Annotated in this window: 32 protein-coding genes and 1 pseudogene; 18 read left to right on the top strand and 15 right to left on the bottom strand. The window is 71.5% G+C overall.

From position 1 onward, the window contains the following. The first annotated feature begins 62 nt into the window (after positions 1-62). Positions 63-515 (top strand): SRPBCC family protein, encoded by a 453-nt coding sequence (locus ACIA77_RS00285; RefSeq protein WP_395883576.1) that lies wholly within the window; start codon positions 63-65, stop codon positions 513-515. A gap of 68 nt (positions 516-583) precedes the next feature. Next, complete coding sequence (locus ACIA77_RS00280; RefSeq protein ID WP_395883575.1) at positions 584-1,351, top strand: polysaccharide deacetylase family protein; 768 nt, start codon at positions 584-586, stop codon at positions 1,349-1,351. Here the strand turns inward: ACIA77_RS00280 and ACIA77_RS00275 are convergent. The 5 genes from ACIA77_RS00275 to ACIA77_RS00255 form a co-directional block, all read right to left on the bottom strand. After that, positions 1,348-3,942: a CHAT domain-containing protein gene (locus ACIA77_RS00275; RefSeq protein ID WP_395884298.1), complete on the bottom strand. Its 2,595-nt coding sequence runs from the start codon at positions 3,940-3,942 to the stop codon at positions 1,348-1,350. The two genes, ACIA77_RS00280 and ACIA77_RS00275, sit on opposite strands and share 4 nt — an antisense overlap. Positions 3,943-4,006: 64 nt before the next feature. Continuing rightward, positions 4,007-4,489 (bottom strand): carboxypeptidase regulatory-like domain-containing protein, encoded by a 483-nt coding sequence (locus tag ACIA77_RS00270; protein WP_395883574.1) that lies wholly within the window; start codon positions 4,487-4,489, stop codon positions 4,007-4,009. Further along, complete coding sequence (locus ACIA77_RS00265) at positions 4,486-5,091, bottom strand: RNA polymerase sigma factor (RefSeq protein WP_395883573.1); 606 nt, start codon at positions 5,089-5,091, stop codon at positions 4,486-4,488. The genes ACIA77_RS00270 and ACIA77_RS00265 overlap by 4 nt, the downstream gene beginning before the upstream one ends. 299 nt (positions 5,092-5,390) lie before the next feature. Then, a complete protein-coding gene (locus tag ACIA77_RS00260) occupies positions 5,391-5,543 on the bottom strand; it encodes a hypothetical protein (protein WP_395883572.1) in 153 nt (50 codons plus the stop codon). A gap of 99 nt (positions 5,544-5,642) precedes the next feature. Beyond that, positions 5,643-6,386 (bottom strand): SGNH/GDSL hydrolase family protein, encoded by a 744-nt coding sequence (locus ACIA77_RS00255; protein ID WP_395883571.1) that lies wholly within the window; start codon positions 6,384-6,386, stop codon positions 5,643-5,645. Positions 6,387-6,476: 90 nt separating this feature from the next. Between ACIA77_RS00255 and ACIA77_RS00250 the strand changes: the two are divergent. Together ACIA77_RS00250 and ACIA77_RS00245 are read left to right on the top strand one after the other, a co-directional pair. After that, positions 6,477-6,688: pseudogene (locus ACIA77_RS00250) on the top strand (hypothetical protein); the annotation flags it as partial. Between the two features lie 30 nt (positions 6,689-6,718). After that, positions 6,719-6,919: a hypothetical protein gene (locus ACIA77_RS00245; protein ID WP_395884336.1), complete on the top strand. Its 201-nt coding sequence runs from the start codon at positions 6,719-6,721 to the stop codon at positions 6,917-6,919. On the opposite strand, the gene ACIA77_RS00240 is transcribed toward ACIA77_RS00245, so the two are convergent. After that, on the bottom strand, positions 6,876-7,505 hold the full coding sequence (locus tag ACIA77_RS00240) for an NAD(P)-dependent oxidoreductase (RefSeq protein WP_395883570.1): 630 nt from the start codon (positions 7,503-7,505) through the stop codon (positions 6,876-6,878). The genes ACIA77_RS00245 and ACIA77_RS00240 overlap by 44 nt on opposite strands. Positions 7,506-7,593: 88 nt before the next feature. Here ACIA77_RS00240 and ACIA77_RS00235 point away from each other — a divergent pair, with 88 nt between their 5' ends. Beyond that, complete coding sequence (locus ACIA77_RS00235) at positions 7,594-8,163, top strand: TetR/AcrR family transcriptional regulator (protein WP_395883569.1); 570 nt, start codon at positions 7,594-7,596, stop codon at positions 8,161-8,163. Here ACIA77_RS00235 and ACIA77_RS00230 read toward each other — a convergent pair. Beyond that, positions 8,160-8,651 carry a GbsR/MarR family transcriptional regulator gene (locus ACIA77_RS00230; protein ID WP_395883568.1) on the bottom strand — a complete coding sequence of 164 codons (492 nt, stop codon included), beginning with the start codon at positions 8,649-8,651 and terminating at the stop codon, positions 8,160-8,162. The genes ACIA77_RS00235 and ACIA77_RS00230 overlap by 4 nt on opposite strands. A gap of 94 nt (positions 8,652-8,745) precedes the next feature. On the opposite strand from ACIA77_RS00230, the gene ACIA77_RS00225 reads away from it, so the two are divergent. Together ACIA77_RS00225 and ACIA77_RS00220 are read left to right on the top strand one after the other, a co-directional pair. Beyond that, positions 8,746-9,645 (top strand): ATP-binding cassette domain-containing protein, encoded by a 900-nt coding sequence (locus ACIA77_RS00225; protein ID WP_395883567.1) that lies wholly within the window; start codon positions 8,746-8,748, stop codon positions 9,643-9,645. Then, positions 9,642-11,285 carry an ABC transporter permease gene (locus tag ACIA77_RS00220; protein ID WP_395883566.1) on the top strand — a complete coding sequence of 548 codons (1,644 nt, stop codon included), beginning with the start codon at positions 9,642-9,644 and terminating at the stop codon, positions 11,283-11,285. The genes ACIA77_RS00225 and ACIA77_RS00220 overlap by 4 nt, the downstream gene beginning before the upstream one ends. Positions 11,286-11,350: 65 nt before the next feature. Here the strand turns inward: ACIA77_RS00220 and ACIA77_RS00215 are convergent, their stop codons facing one another. Beyond that, complete coding sequence (locus tag ACIA77_RS00215; protein WP_395883565.1) at positions 11,351-11,692, bottom strand: hypothetical protein; 342 nt, start codon at positions 11,690-11,692, stop codon at positions 11,351-11,353. Between the two features lie 260 nt (positions 11,693-11,952). On the opposite strand from ACIA77_RS00215, the gene ACIA77_RS00210 reads away from it, so the two are divergent. After that, positions 11,953-13,119, top strand: coding sequence for an MFS transporter (locus ACIA77_RS00210; protein ID WP_395883564.1), 1,167 nt, complete (start codon positions 11,953-11,955; stop codon positions 13,117-13,119). Here ACIA77_RS00210 and ACIA77_RS00205 read toward each other — a convergent pair. Next, the gene (locus ACIA77_RS00205; protein WP_395883563.1) at positions 13,116-13,655 is read right to left on the bottom strand and encodes a TetR/AcrR family transcriptional regulator; all 540 of its coding nucleotides are present in this window, start codon (positions 13,653-13,655) and stop codon (positions 13,116-13,118) included. The genes ACIA77_RS00210 and ACIA77_RS00205 overlap by 4 nt on opposite strands. A gap of 105 nt (positions 13,656-13,760) precedes the next feature. Between ACIA77_RS00205 and ACIA77_RS00200 the strand changes: the two genes are divergently transcribed. Continuing rightward, entirely contained in the window at positions 13,761-14,555 is a 795-nt protein-coding gene (locus ACIA77_RS00200; protein WP_395883562.1) for a nuclear transport factor 2 family protein, read from the top strand. Here ACIA77_RS00200 and ACIA77_RS00195 read toward each other — a convergent pair. The 3 genes from ACIA77_RS00195 to ACIA77_RS00185 form a co-directional block, all read right to left on the bottom strand. Then, positions 14,521-15,303 (bottom strand): metal-dependent hydrolase, encoded by a 783-nt coding sequence (locus ACIA77_RS00195; protein WP_395884297.1) that lies wholly within the window; start codon positions 15,301-15,303, stop codon positions 14,521-14,523. The two genes, ACIA77_RS00200 and ACIA77_RS00195, sit on opposite strands and share 35 nt — an antisense overlap. A 59-nt stretch (positions 15,304-15,362) precedes the next feature. Then, a complete protein-coding gene (locus ACIA77_RS00190) occupies positions 15,363-15,716 on the bottom strand; it encodes an STAS domain-containing protein (RefSeq protein WP_204092009.1) in 354 nt (117 codons plus the stop codon). A gap of 230 nt (positions 15,717-15,946) precedes the next feature. Next, positions 15,947-16,255 carry a WhiB family transcriptional regulator gene (locus tag ACIA77_RS00185; RefSeq protein WP_204092010.1) on the bottom strand — a complete coding sequence of 103 codons (309 nt, stop codon included), beginning with the start codon at positions 16,253-16,255 and terminating at the stop codon, positions 15,947-15,949. Positions 16,256-16,406: 151 nt separating this feature from the next. Here ACIA77_RS00185 and ACIA77_RS00180 point away from each other — a divergent pair, with 151 nt between their 5' ends. From ACIA77_RS00180 to ACIA77_RS00165, 4 genes are all read left to right on the top strand, one after another. Beyond that, complete coding sequence (locus ACIA77_RS00180) at positions 16,407-16,823, top strand: anti-sigma factor (protein WP_395883561.1); 417 nt, start codon at positions 16,407-16,409, stop codon at positions 16,821-16,823. After that, positions 16,820-17,596 carry a SigB/SigF/SigG family RNA polymerase sigma factor gene (locus tag ACIA77_RS00175; protein ID WP_395883560.1) on the top strand — a complete coding sequence of 259 codons (777 nt, stop codon included), beginning with the start codon at positions 16,820-16,822 and terminating at the stop codon, positions 17,594-17,596. Before ACIA77_RS00180 ends, ACIA77_RS00175 begins: the two co-directional genes overlap by 4 nt. 68 nt (positions 17,597-17,664) lie before the next feature. Continuing rightward, complete coding sequence (locus tag ACIA77_RS00170; protein WP_395883559.1) at positions 17,665-18,090, top strand: ATP-binding protein; 426 nt, start codon at positions 17,665-17,667, stop codon at positions 18,088-18,090. A gap of 30 nt (positions 18,091-18,120) precedes the next feature. Beyond that, on the top strand, positions 18,121-19,098 hold the full coding sequence (locus tag ACIA77_RS00165; protein WP_395883558.1) for an aldo/keto reductase: 978 nt from the start codon (positions 18,121-18,123) through the stop codon (positions 19,096-19,098). 49 nt (positions 19,099-19,147) lie between these two features. Here ACIA77_RS00165 and ACIA77_RS00160 read toward each other — a convergent pair whose 3' ends face one another. From ACIA77_RS00160 to ACIA77_RS00150, 3 genes are all read right to left on the bottom strand, one after another. Next, a complete protein-coding gene (locus tag ACIA77_RS00160; RefSeq protein WP_395883557.1) occupies positions 19,148-19,891 on the bottom strand; it encodes a 3D domain-containing protein in 744 nt (247 codons plus the stop codon). A gap of 109 nt (positions 19,892-20,000) precedes the next feature. Continuing rightward, on the bottom strand, positions 20,001-20,651 hold the full coding sequence (locus ACIA77_RS00155) for an alpha/beta fold hydrolase (RefSeq protein WP_395883556.1): 651 nt from the start codon (positions 20,649-20,651) through the stop codon (positions 20,001-20,003). Positions 20,652-20,692: 41 nt separating this feature from the next. Then, the gene (locus ACIA77_RS00150) at positions 20,693-21,349 is read right to left on the bottom strand and encodes an HNH endonuclease family protein (RefSeq protein WP_395883555.1); all 657 of its coding nucleotides are present in this window, start codon (positions 21,347-21,349) and stop codon (positions 20,693-20,695) included. Between the two features lie 171 nt (positions 21,350-21,520). On the opposite strand from ACIA77_RS00150, the gene ACIA77_RS00145 reads away from it, so the two are divergent. The 5 genes from ACIA77_RS00145 to ACIA77_RS00125 all read left to right on the top strand — a co-directional run bounded on the left by ACIA77_RS00145 (position 21,521) and on the right by ACIA77_RS00125 (position 25,342). Beyond that, positions 21,521-22,573 carry a tetratricopeptide repeat protein gene (locus ACIA77_RS00145; RefSeq protein WP_395883554.1) on the top strand — a complete coding sequence of 351 codons (1,053 nt, stop codon included), beginning with the start codon at positions 21,521-21,523 and terminating at the stop codon, positions 22,571-22,573. A gap of 181 nt (positions 22,574-22,754) precedes the next feature. Then, the gene (locus ACIA77_RS00140) at positions 22,755-23,378 is read left to right on the top strand and encodes an SIS domain-containing protein (RefSeq protein ID WP_395883553.1); all 624 of its coding nucleotides are present in this window, start codon (positions 22,755-22,757) and stop codon (positions 23,376-23,378) included. 29 nt (positions 23,379-23,407) lie between these two features. Then, on the top strand, positions 23,408-23,599 hold the full coding sequence (locus tag ACIA77_RS00135) for a HypC/HybG/HupF family hydrogenase formation chaperone (RefSeq protein WP_395884296.1): 192 nt from the start codon (positions 23,408-23,410) through the stop codon (positions 23,597-23,599). A 10-nt stretch (positions 23,600-23,609) separates the two neighbouring features. Beyond that, positions 23,610-24,296 (top strand): SIS domain-containing protein, encoded by a 687-nt coding sequence (locus ACIA77_RS00130; RefSeq protein ID WP_395883552.1) that lies wholly within the window; start codon positions 23,610-23,612, stop codon positions 24,294-24,296. Beyond that, positions 24,293-25,342, top strand: coding sequence for a hydrogenase expression protein HypE (locus tag ACIA77_RS00125; RefSeq protein WP_395883551.1), 1,050 nt, complete (start codon positions 24,293-24,295; stop codon positions 25,340-25,342). Before ACIA77_RS00130 ends, ACIA77_RS00125 begins: the two co-directional genes overlap by 4 nt. Positions 25,343-25,354: the final 12 nt, after the last annotated feature.

The following is a 25,354-nucleotide window of genomic DNA, read 5'->3' as shown; positions in this document are numbered from 1 at the left end:
TTGACCTACGCTGAGCCACTGAGCTTAATTATCATCCTGTCAACAAGCCGGGAGGGGCAGCGATGCCACGTCGCAGGTTCTCGTTCGAAGTCAACCGCGTGAGCACCGCGCCGCCCGAGACGCTGTTCCGGCTGGAGACCGAAGGTCCGCTGTGGTCGACGTGGGGGCGGCCGCTGATCGTGCAGGCGCGGTGGGCGCGCCGCGGCGACGACAACCCGAACGGCGTCGGCGCGATCCGCGAAGTCGGCCTGTGGCCGGTGCTGCTGCGGGAAAAAACGGTCGAATACGACCTCGACCGCCGGCACGTCTACACGTTCGCCGAATCCGGACCGGTGCGGGATTACCGAGCGGAGGTGTTCTTCACCCCGAACACCGCGGGCGGCACGGACCTGCGCTGGACGGGATCCTTCACCGAATCCGTGCCCGGAACCGGGCCCCTCGCGCTCGCCGCGCTGCGCACCGCGATCCGGTTCCTCTCGGCACAATTGGTCAAAGCGGCCGACACCGGGCGCTGACCACGTGCGCTGGGCCACAGCGGTTCAACTCCGGCCGCCGTGCGGACGTCTTGCCGGGTGTGATCCGCATGGTGAAGCGCTCGACCGGGGTGGCCGCACTGTTCGCGCTGGCGGCGTTCGTCGTCTCCTGTTCCGGGCCGGCGCCGGCGCCCGCGCCGCCGAGCCAGGTGAACCCCGCGCCCCGCGCGCAGCACCCCACCGGGCCACCGGCGCCGTACGCGTTCGGGACGGCGCAGCAGAAAGCGCCCGCGATCGCCGACGGGAAGGTCGGTGTGGTCCGGCGGATCACCACGACCAAGCCCTACGTCTTCATCACCGTGGACGACGGCGCCGTGAAGGACCCGTCGGCGCAGGGCTTGATCCAGCAGTCGGGCGGGCACCCGGTGCTGTTCCTCAACGAGAAGTACGTGAAGGGCCACGAAGCGTACTTCAAGTCCATTCTGGACTCGACGGGCGCGGTGCTGGGCGACCACACGGTCGACCACCCGAACCTCAAGGGCAAACCTGTGGCGTTCCAGCAGAAGGAGATCTGCGACGACGCCACCGACTTCCAGCGTGACCTCGGCGTGCGGCCCGTGCTGTTCCGCCCGCCCTTCGGCAACTACGACCAGAACACCCTGCACGCCGCCGCGCTGTGCGGCATGCGCGTCGCGGTCCTGTGGAGCGCCGCGGTGAACGACGGCCACGTGCAGTTCCAGGTCGGGACCAAGCTGCGGCCGGGCGACATCGTGCTCATGCACTTCCGCAAGACGTTCAAGGAAGACTACGAAGCATTCCTCGCGGAGGCCAAGAAGGACGGCCTGACGCCGGTGCCGCTCGCCGACTTCCTGGCCTAACCCGCGCCGAGGCAGACGAACGGGCGCCGCAGGGGGTCGACGGCGATCGCTTCGGCCAGCGCCAGCGCCGGGGGTGTGCCCTCGGCGAGGCGGCGGTGCAGGTCGGCCATGGTGTCGGCCGCCGCTCGGTCCCCGACGCGGGCGACCGCGCCGATGACGGTGTGGGAACCGCTCGCGAGCAGCGTGCCGGCGAAGCCGAGAGCTTCCTCACCGGGCCGGATGTGGCTCATGGCGAGCTCGCAGGCGGCCAGCACCACCCGCTCCGGAGGGCGCGAGAGGCGGGCGGTTTCGTGGGCGAAGAGCGGGCCGTCGACCAGTTCCAGGCGGGAGAACAGGGCGTTGGCGGGCTCGTGCGCCCCGTGCGCGACGAGGTGCGCGAGCCGCGTGCCGTCGAGCGCCTGCAGGACGGTGGTGCTCGTGGCGTCGGTGCCCTCGACGAGCCGGGCGTCCGGGTAGACCGAGCGCAGCTTGCTCACCTCGCCGACGGCGCCGGGCACGCCGGGGCCGCCCGCGAGCAGCACCGGACCGGTGTCGGCGGCGCGTTTGGCCGCGATCCACGCCGTGGCCGAGGGCGCGATCGACACCGGGTGCCCGCGCAGCGAAGGCAGCGCGCCCCACGGCATCGCGTACAGCTGTCCGATGGGGACGATCACGAGCTCGCGGTCGTCGAGGGTCTTGACCAGCGACGCGGAGATCAGCGCGTCGAGCTTGTCGGCGCGGCGGACCGCGGAGGCGGCCACCGTCTCCGCGAGCATCGGCGGCAGGTGGTCGGGCGCGAGGGCGTCGAGGTCGGCGTGCAGCTGCTTAGCCGTCTCGACGATGTCGTGGTACGGCCCGAGCTTCAGCAGCCGGAACGACCCGCGGTCGACGACCACGGAGTAGAGCTGCCCGTTGTAGGGCACCAGGCTCACCAGCACGCGGTCGCCGAGCTGCTCGACGACCTCGTCCGGCGTCGCGACGGGCCGCGGCCGGCCCCAGGGGCTCGTGTACCAGCCGAGCCGGCTCGCCTCGTGCTGCAGCGCGGAGTAGCGCTGCTCCAGCACCTTCACGGGTTCACCGTCGAGCCGCGCGCGCTGGATGGTGCGCTGCAGGTGCCGCATCTCCGTGATGTGCTGCGACAGCACGGGATCCTCGATCACCGGCAGCGGTTCGTAGCGGTACACCTGCGCGCGCGTGCGCTCGAGCCACGCGAACATGCGCCGGGCGCCCGCGGCGTTGCGCCGGGCGCGGCGCAGCACGAGCCGCATCGCCAGCCGGCCGAGCTCTTCGCCGTGCACGGCCGTGCCGCACACCAGGTCGAGCCCGCCCATGCGGTCGCGGATCATGCCGAGCTCCCGCAGGCCGGCGCGGGCCTGGGCCAGCGCCGCCCGCGGCCGGCCCGTCGCGACGGCCACCTCCGCGCGGCAGAGGCGGAAGAGCATCCGGTGGTCGATCGGGGTCGTTTCGCGCGGCTTCGGCACCCGCGCCAGCATCTCGGCCGCTTCGTCGATCTCCTCGCGCCGCAGCAGAAGCCGGACCGCCAGCAGCCGCGCGACGGCCGCCTCGTCCCGCACCCCCAGCGCCGACAGGCGTTCGGCGAGCGCCACGAGCTCGGCGGGCAGCCGGGGCGTCGAGCGGGCGTCATGCGTGGTGAGGACCTCGTTGGCGTCGGCGCGCAGCCGGGCGAGGCCCGCGATCTCGGCCCACGTGGTGTTGCCGCGCCGCAGGAACCGGCGCCGCGCGGCGGACGAGAACTTCCGCGCCAGCGCGAAGTCGCCCTCCAGCAGCGCGGCGGCCGCTCGCGCGACCTCGGCTTCCGCGATGTGCTGGCCCGAGCCGTTGGCCCGCAGCTGGGGCAGCGCCTCGTCGAGGTGCCGCGCGGCTTCCTCGCCGAGCCCCGCGGTGAGCAGCGCCCGCGCCTGATCGAGCCGGACGACGAGCAGCGACCCCGGCATGACGGCGCCGAACAGCCGAGCGGCCTCCTCGTAGTTCCGCAGGGCTTCCGGCACGTCGCCCAAGAGCTGGGCGTGGTCACCGAGGTTCTGCCGGATCTTCGCCTCGAGCAGCGTGTGGCCGTGGTCGACGGCGAGCGTGAGCGCGCGGCTGAGGTCCACGTGCGCGGCGGCGGGCTTGTTCAGCGCCATGTGGACGAGGGCGCGGTTGTTCAGCGTGCGCACGAGCAGCAGGAACCCGTCGTCCACTTCGGACTCGATGGTCGGCAGCACCACGTCGTAGAGCACGAGCGCGTCGGCGAACCGGCCGGCGCGCATCACCACGACGGCGCGCTGCAGGCTGATGATCAGGCGCAACGAACTGCGCAGCCCACCTTTGGGCAGCTCCAGCCGCACCGTTTCCGCTGCTTCGAGGTGCGCGAGACCGGCTTCGGTCGACGTGACCTCGGCCTCGGCCGCGGCCAGGCTGATCAGCACCCGGGTGCGCAGCTCCGTGACACCGACCGCGGGTTCGTCTTCGGGTTCGGGCGCGCGCGCCAACCGGCTCAGCGCCTGGCGGAACAGCCGGACAGCGGCGCCGGGCCGCTGGTCAGCCGCTGCCGCACGGCCACGCGTGTAGAAATCCGTCGCTGCCGCGATCACTCGATCGAGGACTGGCATCGGCACTGACACACGCTCTATGGGACCACACGCTCGCGACACCACGTAACGTCCGGGGTCGGATCTAGAGCACGACCGTGGGCGTGACCACCGTCCGGCGGCGCGGCCCCTCACCGAGGTGCACGAGGATCTGCGTGGTCCCGGACGGCACGTTTTCGAGCACGAACCGGCCACCTTCGTCGGCGACGGTGGAGTACGTACCTTCGTCAGCCACGCGAACCTCCACCTCGTACTCGCCCGCGGGCGCGAGCCAGCCGTCGATCCGGTGCAGCTTGCCGATGCGGGTCAGGTTGATCATCACTGTCAGGTCGCTGACGGTGAAGGTGATCGTGCCCGTGGCCGTGCTGCGGACGCCGGCGAGCTCGTTGAGCCGTTCCCAGCGCGCGACCTCGACGTCGAGGTTCTCGAGTTCGAGCGCGAACTGAACCCGCTGCACCAGGTCGTCCGGCGGCGGGTCCAGTTCGTCGAGGAACCGGCCGAGATCGGCGAGCAGCGTTTCGTCGTCCGGCAGCGCGCTGCCGCTTCCCGGCGTACCGATGTCGTTCATCGCCCTCCCCCTTCTCCTGCGAGGAGATCGCGCATCGAGTCGAGGCAACGACCCCTGGTGGGTCCGATGCTGCCGCGCGGCATGCGCATCGCCTCGGCCACCGCCTGGTATTCGGCGCGGCCGGCGAGCACGGTGAGGCGGAGCAGCTCCTGACAGCGAGTGGGCAGCCGGAGGAAGGCGCGCCAGACCCGGCGGTCGTTGTCGGCGCGAACGGCTTCCTCTTCGGGCGCGGGGTGGGTGCTTTCGATGTTCGCGGCGACCTCGTCGCTGAGCGGCACCGGCTGGACGCGGCGCCCGAACGGGTGGGCGGCTTCGCGTCTCGTGGTCGTGATCAGCCAGGCGGCCAGCGCGCGCGGGTCGCGCAGCTTGTCCAGCTGGGTGAACAAGGCGAGCCACACGGTCTGCACGACGTCTTCGGCGACCTGGCGGTCGAGGCCGTTCGCGCGCGCGACGTGCCAGAGGAGCGGCGTCAGCTCGTCGACGAGTTTCGCCATCGCCCGGCGGTCACCGGCCCGCGCCGCCTCCATGCAGGCAGCGTGCAGGTCGACGCCGGTCAGGCCTTCCCATGGCGGGTCTACCTCGGTGGTTTGCACGTCGGTCACCGTATCTGCCTCGGGTGGGAGGCGTCTTGGGTTCGGCGGCGGTGTGGCCGGTCGTCCTTCCCGGGGAAGGAGGGCGCAGGCAGGGCTGGGATGCATCGCGTCACTTACTCAGGTCGTCTCAGTAGTCCGGTCCGGGCCGTGCACCGACCGGCACGGGCGTACACCCGCACCGGCCGGCGCTCCCCTCCCTCTCCTTCAGGTCCGCTCCCCTCGGACCCAGCCGGGCGGTTCCTCCCCTGAACCCGCCCGGCAGACGGTGTCCGGGAGCCCCCGCGGCCCCCGGACACCGCCGGTCTCACCTACTTGGCCGTGCCCGGGTCGTCGTAGGGATCGTGGGCACCGTCGGGCTGCGTGGTCGTGCCACCACCCGGCGCGGTCGGCTGCGTGCCGGTGGTGACCGGCGGAACCGCGGCCGGGTTCGCCTTATTCTCTTCGTCGGATTCGTGCGGCATCTGCGTCTCCGTTTCCCTCGGCTGCCCCATAAGACGCAACGGCGGTGCCGCCAGATACACGAAGAGCGGATTTTTTCCCACAGGTTCCATCCGTGCTGGTCACCGCGGTCGCCACGGCTCCTGTGACTGCTCGGCTCCGGTGCCGGCCGGTAGCGCGGCGACGAGCGTGGCCGCCCACTCGCGGTACCCCGCCGGGCCCGGGTGGAACCGGTCCGCCGCGAACGTCCCGTCGTGCAGGAGCCCCGGCGCCATCGCCACGTACGTGACCCCCGGCAGCCGCGCGAGCTCCGCCGCCGCCCGGTCCAGCGCGGCCGACCGCGCGGCCAGCACGTCCCGCAGCGGCCGCGGCAGCGCCGGGAAGCTCCCCATCGGCGGCACCCCCGCCAGCACCACCGGCACGGGCCCGAGCCGGCGCCGGACGTCGACGACCACACCGAGCAGGTCCCGCCGGAACCGGGCCGCGGAGTGCAGCTCGAGCGTGTCGTTCACGCCGAGCGCGATGACGACGAGGTCCGCGGGCGCCAGCCGGTGGACCAGCTCCCGCCTGACGACGGCGGCCGACGCGCCCGTCCGGCCGACCGCTTGCCAGCGGACCCGGAGCCCGCCGCCGGCGATCAGCTCCGCCAGCCGGCCCGTCAGCCCCTCCTCGTGGGTGCGCGCGCCGACTCCCTCCACAGTGGACTCGCCCAGCACGGCGAGCCGGAAATCCGGACCGGAGCCGGTGACACCCGAGGCCGGACCGCCGGCGCCGGGCAGGCGGGGCGTGCCACGCCGGGTGCGCAGGGCTTGCACCACCAGGAGCGGGGCCAGCGCGGCGAACAGGAGGAAGCGGAGAACTGCCATGTCGCCGACCTTAATCACGAGCGCCGGCCGACCAGGGCCGTCGAGGCGAGTTGTCCACAGGGCAGGCGAGTTGTGGACAACCAGGGCCCACTCGACCACCCCGGGCAGTGGGCGGCCTACCGCGAGGCCCGGCCCGAGACCGCGCCCGACGAGATCGTGCGCTCGGCCACGCCCGTCGTGGCGTTCCAGCGCACCGCCACGCATCGCCGACGTCATGCCCGGCGTCTCCGAGGCCACCCCGCCGCAGCGGCTGCGTTTCGAGCTGGCTCAACGGCATCAAGCACTACCGGGTCCGATACGCCTGGTCCGCCGGACACCGCCATGATGGCCGGGTGACCCACCGCGTGGGCGTCGACGTCGAGTTCGGCGCCCGGGTGACGAAACCCGACCTCGCGCGCTACACCCGCCCGGGCCGCTACTGCCCGGCCGACCGCGGGCCCGGGCTCGACCTGGCGCGGCACGGCGACGACCGCGCTCGCGAGCCAGGGCTCACCGGCGGGCGATCGCGGCCGTGGTGCGGACCAGGCCGGTAGCGTCGGCGGCGTCGAGGAGGAACGAGGCCACGTCGGCGCGGCTGATGCTGAAGCTGCCGCGCACGGGGCCGGCCGTGTTGACCTGAACCCGGCCCGTGGCGGGGCCGTCGGTGAGGCGCGGCGGGCGCACGATCGTCCACGCCACGTCGGCGGCCTTGATCGTCGATTCCATCACCAGCAGATCAGCGAACCCGTTGCGCAACACCGCACCCAGGAGGGGTTTGACCAGGAACCGGGTGACGAAGCCGTCGCCGTCGGTCTTGAGGCCGGCGGCGCTGACGGCGACGAAGCGCGTGTCCGAGCCGCGCAGCGCGGACACGACCGCGCGGGCGCCGTCCGCGTTCACCGTGGTGGGCCGCCGATCGCGGGCGCCCAGCGCGAGTACGACGGCGTCGCGGCCCTGCAGCGCCGACGCGAGCGCCGGGTCGTCTAGCGCGTGGACGGCGACGTCGAGCCGTGGGTGGCTCGCGACCGACAGCCGAGCCGGGTCGCGCACCACGGCCGTCACGTGCCAGCCGCGGGCCAGCGCGTCGCGCACGGCCAGGGTGCCGATGCGCCCGCTCGCGCCGAGGACGGTGATCTTCATGGCGCCTCCTCCCAGTAGGGGTGAGTGTTTACTCACCGGGTAGGGTGAGTAAACACTCACCACGCTGAGAGCATGCTCAGGAGCACCGATGGGCAGCCGCCAGGACCTCGTCGCCGCCGCGGCGAAGGTGATGCGCGAACAGGGTTACGCGCACGCCACCACCAAAGCCATCGCCCAGGCGGCGGGCTACTCGGAAGCCTTGCTGTACAAGCACTTCAAGGACAAGACGGAGCTGTTCCTGGCCGTCTTGGGCGAGGAACTTCCCGCGCTCGGCCCGACCGCCGAACGGCTCGCCGACCACGCCGCCGACGCGTCACTGGAGGAGAACCTGACGGAACTGGCCCGCACCGCGCTCGAGTTCTACCGCGCGAGCTTCCCCATCTCCGTCTCGATCTTCTCCTCGCGCGAACTGCTGCGCACCCACCGCGCCGCACTCGACGCCGGGCACGGACCCGAAGTGCCCATCACGTTCGTCGCCGGCTACCTGCGCGCGGAAGCCGGCCTCGGCCGCATCCCGGCGTCCACCGACCTCGAAGCCGCCGCCCGCCTGCTGCTGGGCGCCTGCTTCCAGCAGGCGTTCCTGGACTCGTTCGAGGACCGCGACAGCGGTCCGGCGATCGCCGGACGCGTCGCGAAAGCCCTGATCGCCGGGCTCTAGCCGGCCTCGCGCTTGGCCCGCTCCTCGTGCCACCGGTCGTAGAGGCTGCCGACCTCCTTGAGCACGAACGACAGGAAGTCCTGCATCTCCGCCAGCCGCTTCCCGGCCGGGGTGTCCGCGCCGAGCGCGTCGATGCCCTCCTCGGCCGCGTCCCGCCACATGATCAGCAGGCGGTCGCGTTTGAGGAAGGTCGCGTACCAGAGGTCGTCGTGCAGCCGGTAGTGGTCCCGGCGCTCGCCGGGCTCCCGGACCTTCGTCACGAACCCGACCTGCTCCAGGTACCGCACGGCCCCGGAGATCGCCGCGGGGCTCACCGAAAGCTGCGTCGCGAGTTCGGCGGCGGTCAGCTGACCCTCGTCGTTGGTCATGAGGGCCGCGAACACGCGCGCGGCCATGCGCTGCATGCCGATCTGCGAGAGCACCAGGCCGAGGCTCTCGACGTACCGGCGGACGGCGTCCTCGTCACGCTTCGTCTCAGGCGTCGTCATCCACTCATCCTCTCGCACCCGAACAAATGTGATCACTCGATCTAGACATTTTCTTAACTTCACAACTTCATGAAATCAATGTACCTTCCGAAGCATGGGAAACGCCATCTCGATCGCCGGCCTCCACAAGTCGTTCGGCCGGACGAAGGCCCTCGACGGCCTCGATCTCCAGGTTCCCGTGGGGGAAGTCCACGGCTTCCTCGGCCCGAACGGTGCCGGGAAGTCCACCACGGTCCGGGTTCTGCTCGGGCTGCTGCACGCCGACGCCGGTGAGGTCAGCCTGCTCGACGGCGACCCTTGGCGCGATGCCGCGAGCCTGCACCGCCGGCTGGCCTACGTGCCCGGCGACGTCAACCTCTGGCCCAACCTCTCCGGCGGCGAAGTGATCGACCTGCTCGGCCGGCTGCGCGGCGGGCTCGACCAGAAGCGCCGCCAGGACCTCATCGAGCGGTTCGACCTCGACCCGCGCAAGAAGGGCCGCACGTACTCCAAGGGCAACCGGCAGAAGGTCGCGCTCGTGGCCGCGCTCGCGTCCACTGTGGACTTGCTGCTGCTCGACGAGCCGACCTCGGGCCTCGACCCGCTCATGGAAGCCGTGTTCCAGGAGTGCATCCAGGAGGAGCGCAAGCAGGGCCGCACCGTGCTGCTCTCCAGCCACATCCTCGCCGAGGTGGAAGCCTTGTGCGACAAGGTGAGCATCATCCGCAACGGCCGCACGGTCGAGTCCGGGACGCTGGCCGAACTGCGCCACCTCACGCGCACGTCGATCACCGCCGAGCTGGCCGGCCCGCCGAACGGCCTGGCCAAGCTCGCCGACGTCCACGACCTCGAGGTCACCGGCAACCGCGTGCGCTTCGACGTCGAGACGCGCTCGCTCGACGACGCGCTGCGCCACCTCACGCAGGTCGGCGTGCGCAGCCTGGTGAGCCAGCCGCCGACGCTCGAAGAGCTCTTCCTGCGCCACTACACCGACGAGGCCGGGAGCCGGAAGTGACCGCCACCCTCACCCGGCCCGCGGTGGCGACGCGCGGCCACGCGCTCGTCGGCACCTGGCACCTCACGCGCCTGGCCCTGCGCCGCGACCGCGTGATCCTGCCGATCTGGATCGTACTGCTCAGCGTCGTCCCGGCCGGCACCGTCTCGAGCTACAACCAGTTCTACCCGGACGCCGCCAGCCGCGCGGCCCTCACCGCGGGCGCCGCGGCGAACCCGTCGTTCTCGCTGCTCTACGGCCCGGCCTTCGACCTCACGACGGCCGGCGGCTTCATCGCCTGGCGCCTGGGCGGGTTCCTCGCGCTGCTCGTCGGGCTGATGGCCGTCTTCACCGTCACCCGGCACACGCGCGCGGAGGAGGACACGGGCCGCGCCGAGCTGCTGGCGTCCACTGTGGTCGGTCGCTACGCGGCACTGACGGCGGCCGTCGCCGTGTCCGGCGCGGCGAGCCTGCTCATCGGCCTGATCCAGGTCGCCACGATGAGCAGCGCGAAGCTGCCGGCCGCCGGTGCGCTCGCCTTCGGCGCGGGCACGGCCGGCGCGGGCCTGGTCTTCACGGCCGTCGCCGCGGTCGCCGTGCAGCTCGCCGAGTACTCGCGCACCGCCAACGGCATCGGCACCGCGGTGATCGGCGTCGCCTTCCTGCTGCGCGGCGCGGGCGATTCGACGTCCGACGCGCGCTGGCTCTCGTGGCTCTCGCCGATCGGCTGGGCGCAGCAGACGCGCCCGTTCGCCGGCGAACGCTGGTGGGTGCTCCTGCTGCCGGCCGCGGCCACCGTCGTCCTCGGCGCCGCCGGCTACGCGCTCCTGCCGCGCCGCGACGTCGGCACGGGCCTGGTGCCGCCGCGGCCCGGCCGGCCGGCCGCGAAACCGTCGCTGCGCTCGGCGTTCGCGCTCGCGTGGCGGCTGCAGCGCGGTCCGTTGCTGGGCTGGGTCATCGGCTTCGCCGTCGGCGGCGCGCTCTTCGGCTCGATCGCGAGCGGGATCTCCGGCCTCGTCGGCGACACCGAGCAGACGCGCCAGATCTTCGAGCGCCTCGGTGGTTCCGACGCGATCGTCGACGCGTTCCTCGCCGCGATGGTGAGCCTGTTCGCCATGCTCAGCGCGCTCTACGGCGTGCAGGCGACGCTGCGGATGCGCAGCGAGGAGACGGGCGTGCGCTTCGAACCGCTGCTGGCCACCCGCGTCAGCCGGTTGCGGCTGGCCGCGAGCCACCTCGTGTTCGCCTACGCCGGCACGGCGCTGCTGGTGCTCGTCGGCGGCGTGTTCATGGGGATCTCGCACGGCCTGCGCTCGGGCGGCGGCACCACGGTCGGCTCCGCGGTCGGCGACCTGCTCACCGCCGTGCTGGTCCAGGTGCCGGCGACGTGGGTGATCGTGTCGGTGTGCGTGCTGTTGTTCGGCGTGCTGCCCCGCTTCACCGGCCTCGCCTGGGCGGCCGGCGCGCTGGGCCTGCTGATCAGTCTGTTCGGCCCGGTCGTGAACGCGCCGCAGGCCGTGCTCGACGTGTCGCCGTTCCAGCACCCGCCGAAGATCCCGGGTGCGCCGTTCACCGCGACGCCGCTGGTGTGGCTGCTGGTGGTCGCCGTGATGGCGCTCGTCGCCGGCCTGGCGGGCTGGCGCCGCCGCGACGTCGGCTGAGGGACCCGCAGGCCGCACCGCTCGGGAGAGCTGACCGGGGAAACCCGGGCGCGTGCGGCCCGCACTCACCAGCGCGCCGACGCGTCGTTCGGGGTGAACACCCCCGACGTCGGGCCGAGCGAGGTGGGCGAGCCGGTCTCGGGGACGGTGGTCTCGCGGGTGACCGACACCGTCGACGTGGTCGTGCTCGGCGGCGGGGGCCGGTCGGACTGGGTCGGTGACTGCGATTCGGACTGCGTGACGGTGACCGGCGGCTGCGGCGGGCCGGTGACGGTGACCGTCACGGGTTGCGCGGGCGGGGGTGTCGGCGGCGGAACCGACGAACCGGTCGGCCGCGACGGAGAGTTGCCCGCAACGAGGAGCGCCGCCACGAGCAGGCCGACCGCGAATCCGGCCAGCCCGGTCACGACGACAGAACCCCAGGTAGGAGTCGTGTTCGACAAACCGGCACCCCCTCGTCGTGCCGACGCGCAGGTACGGGGTGTAGTCGCGTTGATCTTATGCCCCGTTACAGAACGTGCAACTTGAGTTTTCCCAACTCAAGTTTATTGCGAACAACATGGCATCTCTGCCAAGGTGTCCCGCGTGGCGGACGAGGGGGTGGCCACCCGTCGAGGTGGCCTGCTCCGCAAACCGGATTTTTCTACCGGCACTGTGGACCGCCGACGTGCTGAGCCAGGTCGGCAGCCGCGTCGACTTCCTGGCGATCCCGCTGCTGGCGACGATCGCGCTGTCGGCCTCGGTCGTCGAGGTCTCGCTGCTGCGGACGCTCGCGACGCTGCCCTACCTCCTGCTCGGCCTGCAGGTCGGCGCGTGGTGCGACCGCGTCCGGCAGCGGCCCGTCCTCATCGCCGCCGACCTCGGCCGCGTGGTGCTCATCGGCTCGATCCCGCTCGCGGCGCTCGGCGGGGCGCTCACGCTCTGGCACCTCTACGCCGTCGTCCTGCTCGCCGGTGTGTGCGCGGTGTTCTTCGACGTCGCGCACCAGACGTACGTGCCGCACCTCGTCGCCAAAGCCGAACTGCCCGAGGCCAACGCGAAGCTGTGGACCAACGCGTCGGTGGCCGCGCTCGCCGGCCCCAGCGCGGCGGGCTTGATCATCCAATTCCTCGGCTACGCGGGCGCGATGGCCGTCGACGCCCTGTCCTACCTGTGGTCCGCGCTGTGGCTGCGGCGCATCGCAACTCCTGACGTGCCCGGCGAACGCAGCGGCCGCCGGCTGCGCCACGAGATCGCGGAAGGCCTGAAAGCCGTGCTGGGCGACGGGATCGTGCGGGCGATCACGCTGCACGGCACGGTCACGGGGCTGTTCCAGGCGATGTACCTGGCGATCAACATCGTGTTCCTCGTCCGCGAGATCGGCCTCTCGCCGGTCGTGATCGGCGCGTTGAGCACGGTGGCGCTGACCGGCGCGCTGGTCGCGAGCGTGCTCGCGCGGCGGCTGGCGACGCGCTTCGGCGCGGCCCGGGCGCTGTGCGGCGCGGCCGTCGTCTACGGCGGCTCGTTTCTGTTGTACGCGTTCACCACACCGGGCTGGGGCCTGACGTGGTACGTCCTCGGCGGCGTGGGGACGAGCTTCGGGATCAGCCTGGTCAACGTGTATTGCGTGAGTTTCCGCCAGGCCGTGACGCCGCGGCGGCTGCTCGGGCGCGTCACCTCGGTGTCGACGACGCTGATCCGCGGCACGACCCCGCTCGGCAGCCTGCTCGGCGGCGTGCTCGCGGAGGTGACTTCGCTGCGGGCCACGCTGTACGTCGTCGGCGCCGGCCTGCTGTTGTCGACGGGGATCCTGCTCGCGTCGCCGCTGCGGAAGCTGCGAGACCTGCCGGATTAGACCGTGCGCAGGCCGTCGAGCAGCACGCGCACGAGGTGGTGGCTGCCCGGCGAGTACCGCTCCACGGCGAGGGCGCCGACGATGAGCGCCCGCAGGTCGTCGCCGGTGATGTCCGCGCGCACGGCGCCCGCGGCCTGCGCGCGCTCGAGCAGCGCCGCGAGGTTGTCGCGGAACTCCGTGCTCACGTCGGCCTTGTACGCGGAGGCGGCCCCGAGCGCCTCGCAGATGGCGCGGTTCAGAGACGCTTGTTCGATCACGCGCGTGAAGTAGTCGTAGAACGCCGTACCCGGGTCCGGCGCGTCGAGGAGCTCACGCGCCTCGTCCGCGTACTGCGCCAGCCGTTCGACGACCACGGCCTTGAACAGCGCCTCCTTGCTGGGGAAGTGCCGGTAGACCGTCCCGGCGCCCACGCCGGCCAGCCGCGCGATGTCGTCGAGCGGCACGGCCAGCCCGTCGGTCGCGAAGGCCTCCTCGGCCGCCGCCAGCACCCGCGCCCGGTTCCGCCGCGCGTCGGCGCGCAGCACTGGTTTTTCCACGGGTGCCCTCCTTCGGCTCGTTGACAAACGGAGTGCTTACTCCGTATCGTCGGAAACGGGTGCACCGTTCCGATTCAACTCTCATTCTTCCTCGGAGTAGGCCTGATGAACCGAACCGTGTCCGAAATCTCCCAGGTGTTCGCGCGGAGCATGGTGAACCTCGACCCGGCGCCGCTGGCGGACTTCTTCGCCGCCGACGCCGTGTACGAACTGCCCTTCCAGGGCCACCGCGTCGAAGGCCGTGAGGCCATCCTCGCCACGCTCACGGCCGCAGGGGCGCGGGGCCGCACGCTCGGCCTGGAGAAGGTGCAGGTCAGCAGCCGGGAAACAGCCGACGGCCTCGCCGTGGAGCTCACCGTCGAAGGCCGCAACCCGCACACCGGCGACAGCTACGGCTTCCCGTCTTCGGTCGGGCTCCTCACCGTCCGGGACGGCGAGATCACCGCGTACCGCGACTTCCCCAACACCGCCGCGGTGCACACCATGACCGCCGCGAAGACCGTCTTCCAGCGGTTCCTCGACGCTTCGGTCGAGAACCGCTGGGACGACCTCGCCGACCTCTACGCCGAAGACGTCGTGCTCGAGATGCCCTTCACGCCCGCCGGGGTACCGCGGGTGACGCACGGCCGGGACGAGCTGCGCAAACGCTTCCGCGCCGCCGGGCAGGTCCGCCGGATGACCAAGGCGGACAACGTCGTCCTCCACGAGACCACCGATCCCGAGGTGCTGGTCGCCGAATTCGACCTGCACGGGGAGTTCGGCGGCGAACCGTTCGTCTCGTCCTACGTCATGGTGCTGACGGTGCGCGGCGGCGAGATCGTCCACACCCGCGACTACGCCGACACCGCCGCGGCGGCGAAGCGGATCACTGCGTTGCGGACTGCGCCGCCGGAGGTGTGAACAAGTGCTCGGCGGTGGCCGTGGTCCAGCTCCACACGCCGGGCACCAGCAGGACACCGACGACGACGAAGACGGGGAACACCAAGCGTTTCTCCACCTTCTTGCCGGTCCGCAGGCGCAGGGGCTTGGGCGGGCGGATCTCGTACCAGGTCTCCCCCGCGATGGGCAGGGGGAACAGGAACGGGCAGCCCGACTCGGTCAGGGAATCACCGAGGCAGTGGACCAGACAACCGGCTGCGACGGCGATGCCGAGCCAGCCGGAGATCCGGTCCAGCTCGCTCGCGTGGTCCCGTGCGGTGAAGTACCACCAGACGATGGCGCCGGCGCTGACCGGGAGCAGCCAGTCGCCCAGTGCGCCTTCGGCGAGCAGCAGCCCGAAGACCACCACGCCGAACACGGCCCACGGCCCGCCGGCCGCGGTGCCGGCCGACGTGGCGGCGCCGAGGCCGGCGGCGAAGAGCACGGTGTGGGAAAGGTGGCGGTGCTTGCCGGTCACCTTCTCGTCGCGGGGGCCCTTCGTGAGGGCGTACACGGCGGAGGAAACGCGGCGCAGGAGCCACGAGAGAGCCTCGGTCAGCCAGCCGAAGATGCGTGACGCGCTGGCGCCGGGGTGATCGAGGTCGGGGAGCAAGGCGAACCCGGCCGTGGTGGCCCCGAAGACCACCGCTTGGTGCACCGTGCCGGCGCCGACCGCGGGGGCGAGGGCCAGGCCCGCGCACCAGCCGGTCAGGGCGTGTGTGCGCCCCATCATCGTGGATCTCCCCCAGGTCGAGAGCGGATTTCAGGTCCGCGCGACCGTATCGGGGATCAGGCGGGCGGTTCCTCCGACACGCTCAGGTGTTCGGCCACTCCCGTGAGCTCGATGACGCGGCTCACCGCGGAACTGGGGACGACCGCGAGCTCGACGTCCTGCTCACGGGCCTGCCGCTGGGCGTGCAGGACCACGTTCAACGCCGAGGAGTCGAAGAAGGTCACCCCCGTGAGGTCGGCCACCACGCGCTGCGAGCTCTTGTCCGCGATCAACCCGGCAAGGGCTTCCTGCAGCTGCGGGCTGGTGAGCAGGTCGAGCTCACCGTTGACCACCACCCTCGGCTCTGCGGCCTCGGTGTCCAGCGTGATGCCGAACCCGGGAGGGGTGGAGTTCTGGTCGGCTGCGGGCATGCAGTTTCTCCTCGTCAGGCGCTGCTGCTGCGCCGGTACGCGCCTGTGTCTCAAGCGGCAACCGTTCACGGTTCCAGGCATCTGGAAGGTCCAACCCTAACCCAGTGGGTGACCGTCGCCGCGTCGGCCGCCACTGTCCCGGAGAACGACACAGGAGGGCAAGGCCCGAACGGCCGCACGCACAGCGACCCGCGCACCGGAAAGGTACGCGGGACTGGTGGGGCTCGGGATTAAGCGGACATCGCCTTGCGCTTCGCGGCGCGGCGTTCGCGCATGAACAGCTCACGGCGTTCGATCTCGCCCAGACCGCCCCAAATGCCGTAGGGCTCCTGTACGGTCATGGCGTGCTTTCGGCACTGTGCCAGCACGGGGCACGTCTGGCAGATCGCCTTGGCGCGCGACTCACGACGCTCGCGGGCGGACCCGCGCTCGTTGTCGGTGTGGAAGAAGAGGCTGCTGTCCGCGCCGCGGCAGGAACCGCGCAGCTGCCACTCCCACTCCTCGGCCACCACACTGGGCAGCCGGCTCACGTCAGCCATCTCGTCCCCACCTTTCCCGGGATCAGCACTTCGACCGCTACATGCCCGCCGGTCGCGTGAATCAAACCCGGGTTTGGTTTGCTCACACCCCGGGCATGAGGTGACCGGGCAGCACAGGACACGGCCGAGTGAGCCGGAGAGAGGACAGCACGTGGAGGACAACGCCCCGCTCGATCGGGAGGACGCCCAGCTCATCGAGGTGCGGACGGCGGCCATCCCGCACGTGGTCCCCACGTTGCGCACGATCGTCGCGGACATCGCGATGCGCCAGGACTTCGACCTCGACGCGGTGGAAGACCTGCGGATGGCGGTGGACGAAGCGTGCTCGATGCTGCTCCCGTCGGCCTCCGACGGCAAGCTGACCTGCGTCTTCTCCTGGATCGAAGGCCGCATCGAGGTGACCGTGTCGGTGCTGGCCGACACCGCGGACCACGGTGACGACACCGGGTTGTCCTGGCAGCTGCTCACCGCGCTGGCCACGTCGGCGCGCCGCACCGTGACCCCGGCCGACGGCGGTTTCCTCTCCCGGGTGCAACTCGTGCGGGAGAGCGAGGCGGCCCGGCCGTGAGCACTCCCGCCGATGGCGACGAGACCACCGACGTGGCGTCGCTGTTCGACGAACTGGCCCAGCTGCCCGCGGACGCCCCGCGCCGCGAGGAGATCCGCGACCGGCTGGTGCGCGAGCACCTGGAGCTCGCCCGCAACCTCGCGCGGAAGTTCCGCAACCGCGACGAGGCCATGGACGACCTCGTGCAGATCGCGACGGTCGGCCTCATCCACGCGGTCGACCGCTACGACCCGTCGCAGGGCACGGACTTCCTGGCGTTCGCCGTCCCCACGATCTCGGGTGAGCTGCGTCACCACTTCCGCGACAACAGCTGGTCGGTGCGGGTGCCGCGGCGGCTCAAGGAGCTCAACGCCACCATCTCCGCCGCGCGCGAGGAGCTCACCGTGCGGCTCTCGCGCGCGCCACGCCCGAGTGAGATCGCCCAGCACCTCGGCGTGCCGATCGAGGACGTCTACGAGGGCCTGCGGGCCGGCCAGGGCCGCTACGGCGCCTCGCTGGACAACCTGCTGGAGAACTCGGCGCACACGCGCTTCGGGGCGCCCGACACGAACCTGTCGCAGGCCGAGCTGCGCGAGGCGCTGCGGCCCATGCTGGAGAGCCTGCCGGAGCGCGAGCGCAAGATCATCGCGCTGCGGTTCGGGTCGGGGATGAGCCAGTCGGACATCGCCCGGCGCGTGGGAGTTTCGCAGATGCAGGTGTCGCGTTTGCTCGCTTCGACCTTGAAGAAGCTGCGGACGGGACTGGTCGAGACCGACATCACCGAGGGCACCTGATTCGGGGTCACCCCGGTTGGGTAGTTAAGGCGGTGCGAGCAACGGACAGGTCGGGAGGTGTGGTCGCCATGACGACGTCGAAGATGCCGACGAGGGGCGGCACGACAACACCCGCCACCGTGCGTCTGCGGCTCCCGGACGACGTCACCGCGCCCGCGATCGCCCGCCACGCGGTCCGCGCCGCACTCGCGGACCTGGACGTGGACGAGCGGTCGTGGGACGACGTCCTGCTGGCGACGTCCGAGCTGGTCACCAACGCGTTCGAACACGGGGAGCGGCCCGACCGCCTCGAGCTCAAGCTGGCCGGGGACCGGCTGGTGGTGCGCGTGTTCGACGCGGGCAAGAAGGTGCCCGAGCTGAAGGAGCCCTCGCCGGCGGCGGCGCGCAGCAGGGGCCTGCAGCTGGTCCGCGCGCTATCGGAGGACTGGGGCTACGAGCGCTGCGAAACCGGCAAGTTCGTGTGGGCGGCGTTCGCGGTCACGACCGTGGGGTGAGCCGCCGGGGGCGCGCCTAGGATCGCTCCCATGGAGACTCGCAAGATCACCCGGCTGGGGCGTGAGGTGTCCGCCGTCGGCCTCGGGTGCTGGCAGCTCGGCGCCGACTGGGGCACCGTCGACGAAGCCGAGGCCATGGGCGTGCTGCACGCGGCGGCCGACGAGGGCGTCACGTTCTTCGACACCGCCGACGTCTACGGCGACGGCCGCAGCGAGACGCTGGTCGGGCGCTTCCGGCGCGAACGCGACGACGTGTTCGTGGCCACGAAGATGGGCCGGCGCGCCGAGCAGGTGCCGGAGAACTACGTCGAGAAGAACTTCCGCGAGTGGAACGACCGGTCCCGCCGCAACCTCGGCATGGACACGCTCGACCTCGTGCAGCTGCACTGCCCGCCCACGCCCGTGTATTCGTCCGACGCCGTGTACGACGCCCTGGACCGCATGGTCGACGAGGGGCGCATCAAGGCCTACGGCGTGAGCGTCGAAACGTGCGACGAGGCGCTGACCGCGCTGCGGCGCCCGAACGTCGCCTCCGTCCAGATCATCCTCAACTGCCTGCGCCTCAAGCCGCTCGAGCGCGTGCTGCCCGCCGCGGTCGACGCGGGGGCCGGGATCATCGCGCGGGTGCCGCTCGCGTCCGGTCTGTTGTCCGGCCGCTACACGGCGTCGACGACCTTCGGCAGCGACGACCACCGGAACTTCAACCGCCACGGCGAGGCGTTCGACGTCGGCGAGACCTTCTCGGGAGTGCCGTTCGAGGTCGGCCTCGAAGCCGTCGAGCGGCTGCGCGGGCTGGTGCCCGAGGGGCAGACGCTGGCGCAGTTCGCGCTGCGGTGGATCCTCGACCAGGTGGGCGTTTCCGTGGTGATCCCGGGTGCGCGCAACGCGGAGCAGGCGCGGGGCAACACCGCGGCGGCGGCGCTCGCGCCCCTGTCGGAAGAAGCGGCGGCGACGGTGCGGTCGACGTACGACGACCTGATCCGGCCGCTGGTGCACGACAAGTGGTGACCCGGTGAAACGGGGCGTCCTCGAGTGTTCTTCGAGGACGCCCCGTTGTTCATTCGACCGTGAGGGTCAGCCGCTGGACACCCCAGTCGTTGGCCTGGCCGCCGGGCAGCCAGACGTCGACGATGTCGCCGGAGATCCAGCTGCCGATGTCGGCCGCGTAGCAGTGGCCGTAGCCGGGCACGAAAACCCTGGTGCCCCAAGGGATGTACCGCGCATCGACGGCGCAGAAGCCCGGGCCGGCCTGATAACCGAGCGCGGTCTGGGCCACGTCGTTGTACGCGGTGACGCGGTAGTCGAGCGGGGTGCCCTTGGCGAGTGCGTACGGCGCCAGCTTGCCCGTCGCGTCCACGCGGTAGGCGGTGGAGATCTGGCCGAGCGAGCCGGGTGAGTTGTCCTCGGCGGTCATGGCGTAGAGCTGGTAATTGGCGTTCTGGCAGGGGCTCGCGTCGGTGACCTGGAGCGTCGGCTGGCCCCAGTCGCTGATCCACTGCAGGGCCTGGCCGTTGCGGAACGCGCGGTAGGCCTTGGCCCCCGGCACGCGCGCGAACGTGAAGGTGACCTTGCCGTCGCCGCCGAGCGCGCCGGTGACCCCACCGGGTGCGGGCAGGCGGTTGCTCACGTCGACGGCACCGGTGAGCGTGCCGGGGCCGTGGCCGCCGGTGACGGGCCGGTCGGGGATGGGGCCGGTGTAGAAGTGTTGGCACGCGGGCAGAGTCGCGGCCCGCGCGGTGACGGGGACGGTGACGAGCGCGCCGAGCGCGAGCACGGCGGCGCCGATCGTTCTGAGCTTCATTCGGGACCTCCGGGGACCGGGGTGGAGGAACCCGTGCACGGGAGACCGACGTTAGGGAGCTCCCGGCGACGCCGTCAATAGGTCTGGACCATTCGGCCGCTACCCGGTGTCAGAGCGTGGCGAAATACCGGTCCAGCCGATCGGCCAGCTCAGCCGGACGGCTCAACGCGACGCAGTGGGACCCGTCGATCTCGTCGGCTTCGGCGCCGAGCCGCTCGCGCGCGACGCGCCGCTGCAGCTCGGGACTGAAGAACTTGTCGTCGCGGCACAGCAGCGCGCGCGTCGGCACGTCGGGCAACGCCGCCTCCGGCCACGGCTCGTGGTACTCGGCGCTCGCCGGGTTGCGGCTGCGGCGCAGCGCCTCCTCGGCGAGCTGCGGCGGCACGTCGGCGAGGTACTGCTCCGTGACCGACAGGCCTTCGCCGGGGTTCTCGTAGCCGACGTTGCCCCACCAGTCCCCCGGCGCCTCGCCGGGCGCGGGCACCATGCCGGCGACGAACACGAGCAGCCGCGCGCCAAGCCGCTTCGCCGCGATCGGCGCGGTGAACCCACCGTAGGAATGGCCCACGACAACGACATCCGCCGCATCACCGGCGGCTTTCACCGCGGTATCGGCAAAATCGGCGAACTTCGCCTGCGGATTCTCGATCGGCAGATCCGGCGCGACGGCTTCGTGGCCCCGCGCGCGCAACTGCTCGGCGACCAGGTGCCACTCCCAGCCGCTGCCACCACCGCCGTGGATCAACAGGAACATCGCCATGCCGGGGAGCTTAACCGGGGGCACCGACAGTTCCTGCGGGTTCAGGCCCCGCAGCGGTTGAGCATGTCCTGCAACGCGGTCTTCTCCCCGGTGGTGATCGTCAGCCCGTAGTAGTGCTTCACGGTGACCCAGTCCGTCGCGTACGTGCACCAGAACGACACCAGCGGCGGCTTCCACTCGTCGGGTGCCTTGTCGCCCTTCTGCTGGTTCAGGTTGTCCGTGACGGCGAACAACTGGGGGCGCGTGAGGTCGTTGGCGAACTGCTCGCGCTTGTCCTGCGGCCAGTCCCGCGCGCCGCTGGCCCACGCCTGTCCCAGCGGGACCACGTGGTCGATGTCGACGTCGCCGGGCTTGGTCCAGGTTTCGGCGTCGTACACGCTGAACCACGTGCCGGACGTCGGGTTGCAGTCGGAGCCGGCCTTGACGTCCTTGCCGTCGCGCTTGAGGACGAGCTCGCGCGTGTTGCAGTTGTGCCCCTGGTTGTCCCAGTGCGGGAACTTCTCGCGGGAGTAGCCGGACATCGACGTGCGCGGCGCGATCTTCAGCTCGGCCAGCTGCTGCGTGACGTCGGCGGGCGCGGCTCCGGTGCCGGACGGCTGCGCGCCGACCTGCCTTCCCGCGTACCAGATCCCGGCGACGGCCACCACGAGAACCACGACGGCCAGCAGGATCCGCTGGGTCGGCGACTTCCGGGCCATGCGCGCGTGATCCTCTCGACGGGGGCGGGAAGCCGGAGTATGCCCGGCGCGGCGCCCCCGGGGACGCCGACACTCTCAGCGGCGTGAGAAACCGTGTCCGGAACCACGTGTCACGTCTGCGGCGCGCCGAACGACTACTTCGGCAAGGGTGGGTGGAAGGGAGCGTGGCCGATGCCCGGGCGGCTACGGAAGTGGAACTCACGCGTCGACGACTACCTGCAGCGCAAGGCGGCCGAAGGCGGCAACGTCGTGGCGATGACCCGCGTCGCCGCCGCCTTGCGCGACCGCGGCGAGCTCGAAGAAGCCGAGGAGTGGTTCCGCCGCGCGGCGGCCGGCGGCGACCGCATCGCGATGACGGCGCTCGCCAACCTGCTGCACGACCGCGGCGAGGTCGACGAGGCCGAACGCTGGTTCCTCGAAGCGGCCCACGCGGGTGAGCCGCGCGGAATGCTGGGGCTGGGCCGGGCGTACGAACGCCGTGGCAGCCACGAGGACGCCGAGTACTGGTTCCACGCGGCGGCGACGACCGGCGACGCCGAAGCGATGGCCGCGCTCGGCCACCTGCTCGCCGAGTACGGCCGCTTCGACGAGGCCGAGGACTGGTGCCGCCAGGCGGCGAGCGCGGGCAGCACCGCGGCGAAGCTCGACGTCGGCGTCGTCATGCGCGAACGGGGCCGCTACGACGAAGCCGTCCGCTGGTGGCGCGAGGCGCTGTCGGACGGCGACCTGTCGGCCACGTGCCTGCTGGGCCGGCAGTCCGAGCGCTTCGGCAAGGTCGACGACGCCGAATCGTGGTACCGCCAGGGCGCGACGGGTGGGAACGTCGAGGCGATCGTGCGGCTCGGCCTGCTCCTGCACCGCCGGGGCGACGTCGACGAGGCCGAAGCGTGGTACCTCGACGCGGCCGAGGCGGGCGACCCGGCGGCGATGACGAACCTCGGCGTGCTCGCGCGCGCCCGCGGCGACGACGGCGAAGCCGCTGCCTGGTACCGCAAGGCGGCCGAGCACGGGAGCGTGCCGGCGCTGACCAACCTGGGCCACCTGGCCGAGGCGCGCGACGAACTGGCGACGGCAGAGAAGTACTTCCGCCGCGCGGCCGAAACCGGTGACGTGCAGGGCATGCTGAGCCTCGCCCGGATGCTGCGGGCGCGCGGCGCCGCCGAAGAAGCCGAGACGTGGCTCTCGCGCGCCGAGCAGTCCCAGAGCGAGCACGACCGGACGTGACTGCCCCCCGCTGCCACGAAATCCGCAGTTCAGACCGCCTTCGGCCGCGCTGACCGGCCCCCGCCGCGGAAGCGGTTTCCCGGTGAATCCTGCGCACCCCGAACTATCTTGTGTGGCCCAACTCACAGTTCTACTGTGGGCCTGACTGCTCCCACCACCGAGCGCTCAGGGAAGTGCCGCGATGACCGGCTCTCCGACGACTCCCCCGGGTGCGGTGCCGGCGTTGTTCGAACGCCGCGTCGCGCCGGCCGAAGACCTGGCCGAGCAGGCCGGGGCGGTGGCCGACGCGTGTCACGGCATGGCGCGGCGGTTCCACCGCGGCGGGAAACTCGTCGTGTTCGGCAACGGCGGTTCGGGCACCGACGCGCAGCACGTCGCGGTGGAGTTCGTGCACCCGGTGATCGTGGGCAAACGTGCGCTGCCTGCCATCTCGCTCACGGCCGACGTCGCGACGCTCACCGGCGTCGCGGGGCGCGAAGGGCTCGACGAGATCTTCGCGTACCAGATCGAGTTCCTGGCCGAGCCGCAGGACATCGCGCTCGGCATCTCACCGGACGGCGAGTGCCGCAACGTCCGGCGCGGCCTCGAAGCCGCCCGTGACCTGGGGATGCTCACCGTCGCGCTCACCGGCGGCACGGGTGGGACCGTCGCCGCGATCCCCGGGCTGGACCACGTGCTCATCGCGCGGTCGGCCGACCCACGCGTGGTGAAGGAGGTGCACGTGACGACCTACCACATCCTGTGGGAGCTGGTGCACGTGTTCTTCGAGCAGCCGGGGGTGCTGACCCCGGAGGTGACACCGTGAGAGAACCGGACCCCGTCTGCCACGACGGGGTGTGCATCACCTGCTCCGACACGGCGGTCGAGGTGACCGTCGTCGAACTCCTGGACCTCGGGCTCGCAGTCGTCGACACCGGCGAGGGCCGGGAAGAAGTGAGCGTGGCGCTGGTCGAAGCCGGCGTCGGCGATCGGATCCTCGTGCACGCCGGCGAAGCCATCGCACGCCTGGAGAACCACCCGGAGTAACCCGAGGGAGTTGAGCGCCGTGGCAGGGGATGGCGCGAGCGGCCTCGAAGAGCTCTACCCGTTCCTCTACGCGGGTTCGAGCGACCTCGACGCCGTGCTGACCCAGGTTCGTCAGTCCACTGTGGAGAAAGCTCGCGAGATCGTCGCCCTGCGCCGGCGGGTGGCCGAAGCCGACGGGGCGCGGCTGGCCGCGTGCGCGCGGGACCTCGCGAAGGCCTTCGCCGGTGGCGGCCGCCTGCTGGCGTTCGGCAACGGCGGCAGCTCCACCGACGCGCAGGACCTCACGAGCCTGTTCCTGTCCCCGGCCGGCGGCGCGCGGCCGCTGCCCGCGTTCGGTCTCACCAACGACATCGCCGTGGTCACCGCGCTGAGCAACGACATCGGGTTCGACGTGGTGTTCGCCCGGCAGGTGGCCGCGTTCGGCCGCCGCGGCGACGTCGCGGTGGGCCTGTCGACGAGCGGGAATTCGGCGAACCTGCTGGCCGCCTTCGACGAGGCCGCGCGGCGCGGCCTCGTCACCGTCGGCATCGCCGGGTACGACGGCGGCAAGATGGCCGAACTCGACAGCATCGACCACCTCTTCGTGGTCCCGTCGCCTTCGGTGCACCGCATCCAGGAAGCCCAGACGACCCTTTACCACGCACTGTGGGAACTCACCCTCGGTGCGCTCGACGAACTCGAGGGTGAACAGCCGTGACGCATGCCCAGCAAGAAGAGAAGCCCATCCACATCCTGTGGATCAACGCCGGACTCTCGTGCGACGGCGATTCGGTCGCACTCACCGCCGCGACGCAGCCGAGCGTCGAGGAGATCGTGCTCGGCGCGCTGCCCGGTCTGCCGAAGATCGAGGTGCACTGGCCGCTGATCGACTTCGAATGCGGGCCGGACAAGGGCGCCGACACGTTCATCGAGTGGTTCTACAAGGCCGATCGCGGTGAGCTGGAGCCGTTCGTGCTCGTCGTGGAGGGCTCGATCCCCAACGAGGCGATCAAGGCCGAGGGCTACTGGTGCGGGTTCGGCAACAACCCCGCGACCGGGCAGCCGATGACGACCAGCGAGTGGCTCGACCGCCTGGCCCCCAAGGCGCTCGCCGTCGTGGCGGCCGGCACTTGCGCCGCGTACGGCGGCATCCACGCCATGGAGGGCAACCCGACGGGCGCGATGGGCGTGCCCGACTACCTCGGCTGGGACTGGAAGTCGAGCGCGGGCCTGCCGATCGTGTGCATCCCGGGCTGCCCGACGCACCCCGACAATTTCTCCGAGACGCTCACCTACCTGCTCTACCAGGCGGCCGGCCACGCGCCGATGATCCCGCTCGACGACCACCTGCGGCCGCAGTGGCTCTTCGGCGCGACCGTCCACGAAGGCTGCGACCGCGCGGGCTACTACGAACAGGGCCAGTTCGCGGAGGCGTACGACTCGCCGCAGTGCCTGGTGAAGATCGGCTGCTGGGGCCCCGTCGTGAAGTGCAACGTGCCCAAGCGCGGCTGGATCAACGGCGTCGGCGGCTGCCCGAACGTCGGCGGCATCTGCATCGGCTGCACCATGCCCGGCTTCCCCGACCGGTTCATGCCGTTCATGGACGAGCCGCCCGGCGCCCACGTCTCGTCGCTGGCGAGCGAGGCGTACGGCACGGTGATCCGGCGGCTGCGCAAGATCACCGAACGCAAGGCGGACGCCGAACCCAAGTGGCGGCACAAGGGCAGGGTCCTCGAAACCGGCTACCGCTCCTCTTGGCGCTGAAAGGAGTTCCCG

The organism is Amycolatopsis sp. NPDC051903, from assembly GCF_044452505.1.
Classification (GTDB): Bacteria; Actinomycetota; Actinomycetes; order Mycobacteriales; family Pseudonocardiaceae; genus Amycolatopsis.
Note: the sequence above shows the minus strand (reverse complement) of the source record. Positions and strands in the feature narration are given on the sequence as shown.

Coding starts and splice junctions, on each gene's coding strand:
- ACIA77_RS00285 (WP_395883576.1), top strand. CDS start 63: ATGCCACGTCGCAGGTTCTCGTTCGAAGTCAACCGCGTGAGCACCGCG.
- ACIA77_RS00280 (WP_395883575.1), top strand. CDS start 584: ATGGTGAAGCGCTCGACCGGGGTGGCCGCACTGTTCGCGCTGGCGGCG.
- ACIA77_RS00275 (WP_395884298.1), bottom strand. CDS start 3,942: ATGCCAGTCCTCGATCGAGTGATCGCGGCAGCGACGGATTTCTACACG.
- ACIA77_RS00270 (WP_395883574.1), bottom strand. CDS start 4,489: ATGAACGACATCGGTACGCCGGGAAGCGGCAGCGCGCTGCCGGACGAC.
- ACIA77_RS00260 (WP_395883572.1), bottom strand. CDS start 5,543: ATGCCGCACGAATCCGACGAAGAGAATAAGGCGAACCCGGCCGCGGTT.
- ACIA77_RS00255 (WP_395883571.1), bottom strand. CDS start 6,386: ATGGCAGTTCTCCGCTTCCTCCTGTTCGCCGCGCTGGCCCCGCTCCTG.
- ACIA77_RS00240 (WP_395883570.1), bottom strand. CDS start 7,505: ATGAAGATCACCGTCCTCGGCGCGAGCGGGCGCATCGGCACCCTGGCC.
- ACIA77_RS00235 (WP_395883569.1), top strand. CDS start 7,594: ATGGGCAGCCGCCAGGACCTCGTCGCCGCCGCGGCGAAGGTGATGCGC.
- ACIA77_RS00230 (WP_395883568.1), bottom strand. CDS start 8,651: ATGACGACGCCTGAGACGAAGCGTGACGAGGACGCCGTCCGCCGGTAC.
- ACIA77_RS00225 (WP_395883567.1), top strand. CDS start 8,746: ATGGGAAACGCCATCTCGATCGCCGGCCTCCACAAGTCGTTCGGCCGG.
- ACIA77_RS00200 (WP_395883562.1), top strand. CDS start 13,761: ATGAACCGAACCGTGTCCGAAATCTCCCAGGTGTTCGCGCGGAGCATG.
- ACIA77_RS00195 (WP_395884297.1), bottom strand. CDS start 15,303: ATGGGGCGCACACACGCCCTGACCGGCTGGTGCGCGGGCCTGGCCCTC.
- ACIA77_RS00190 (WP_204092009.1), bottom strand. CDS start 15,716: ATGCCCGCAGCCGACCAGAACTCCACCCCTCCCGGGTTCGGCATCACG.
- ACIA77_RS00185 (WP_204092010.1), bottom strand. CDS start 16,255: ATGGCTGACGTGAGCCGGCTGCCCAGTGTGGTGGCCGAGGAGTGGGAG.
- ACIA77_RS00170 (WP_395883559.1), top strand. CDS start 17,665: ATGACGACGTCGAAGATGCCGACGAGGGGCGGCACGACAACACCCGCC.
- ACIA77_RS00165 (WP_395883558.1), top strand. CDS start 18,121: ATGGAGACTCGCAAGATCACCCGGCTGGGGCGTGAGGTGTCCGCCGTC.
- ACIA77_RS00160 (WP_395883557.1), bottom strand. CDS start 19,891: ATGAAGCTCAGAACGATCGGCGCCGCCGTGCTCGCGCTCGGCGCGCTC.
- ACIA77_RS00155 (WP_395883556.1), bottom strand. CDS start 20,651: ATGGCGATGTTCCTGTTGATCCACGGCGGTGGTGGCAGCGGCTGGGAG.
- ACIA77_RS00150 (WP_395883555.1), bottom strand. CDS start 21,349: ATGGCCCGGAAGTCGCCGACCCAGCGGATCCTGCTGGCCGTCGTGGTT.
- ACIA77_RS00145 (WP_395883554.1), top strand. CDS start 21,521: ATGCCCGGGCGGCTACGGAAGTGGAACTCACGCGTCGACGACTACCTG.
- ACIA77_RS00140 (WP_395883553.1), top strand. CDS start 22,755: ATGACCGGCTCTCCGACGACTCCCCCGGGTGCGGTGCCGGCGTTGTTC.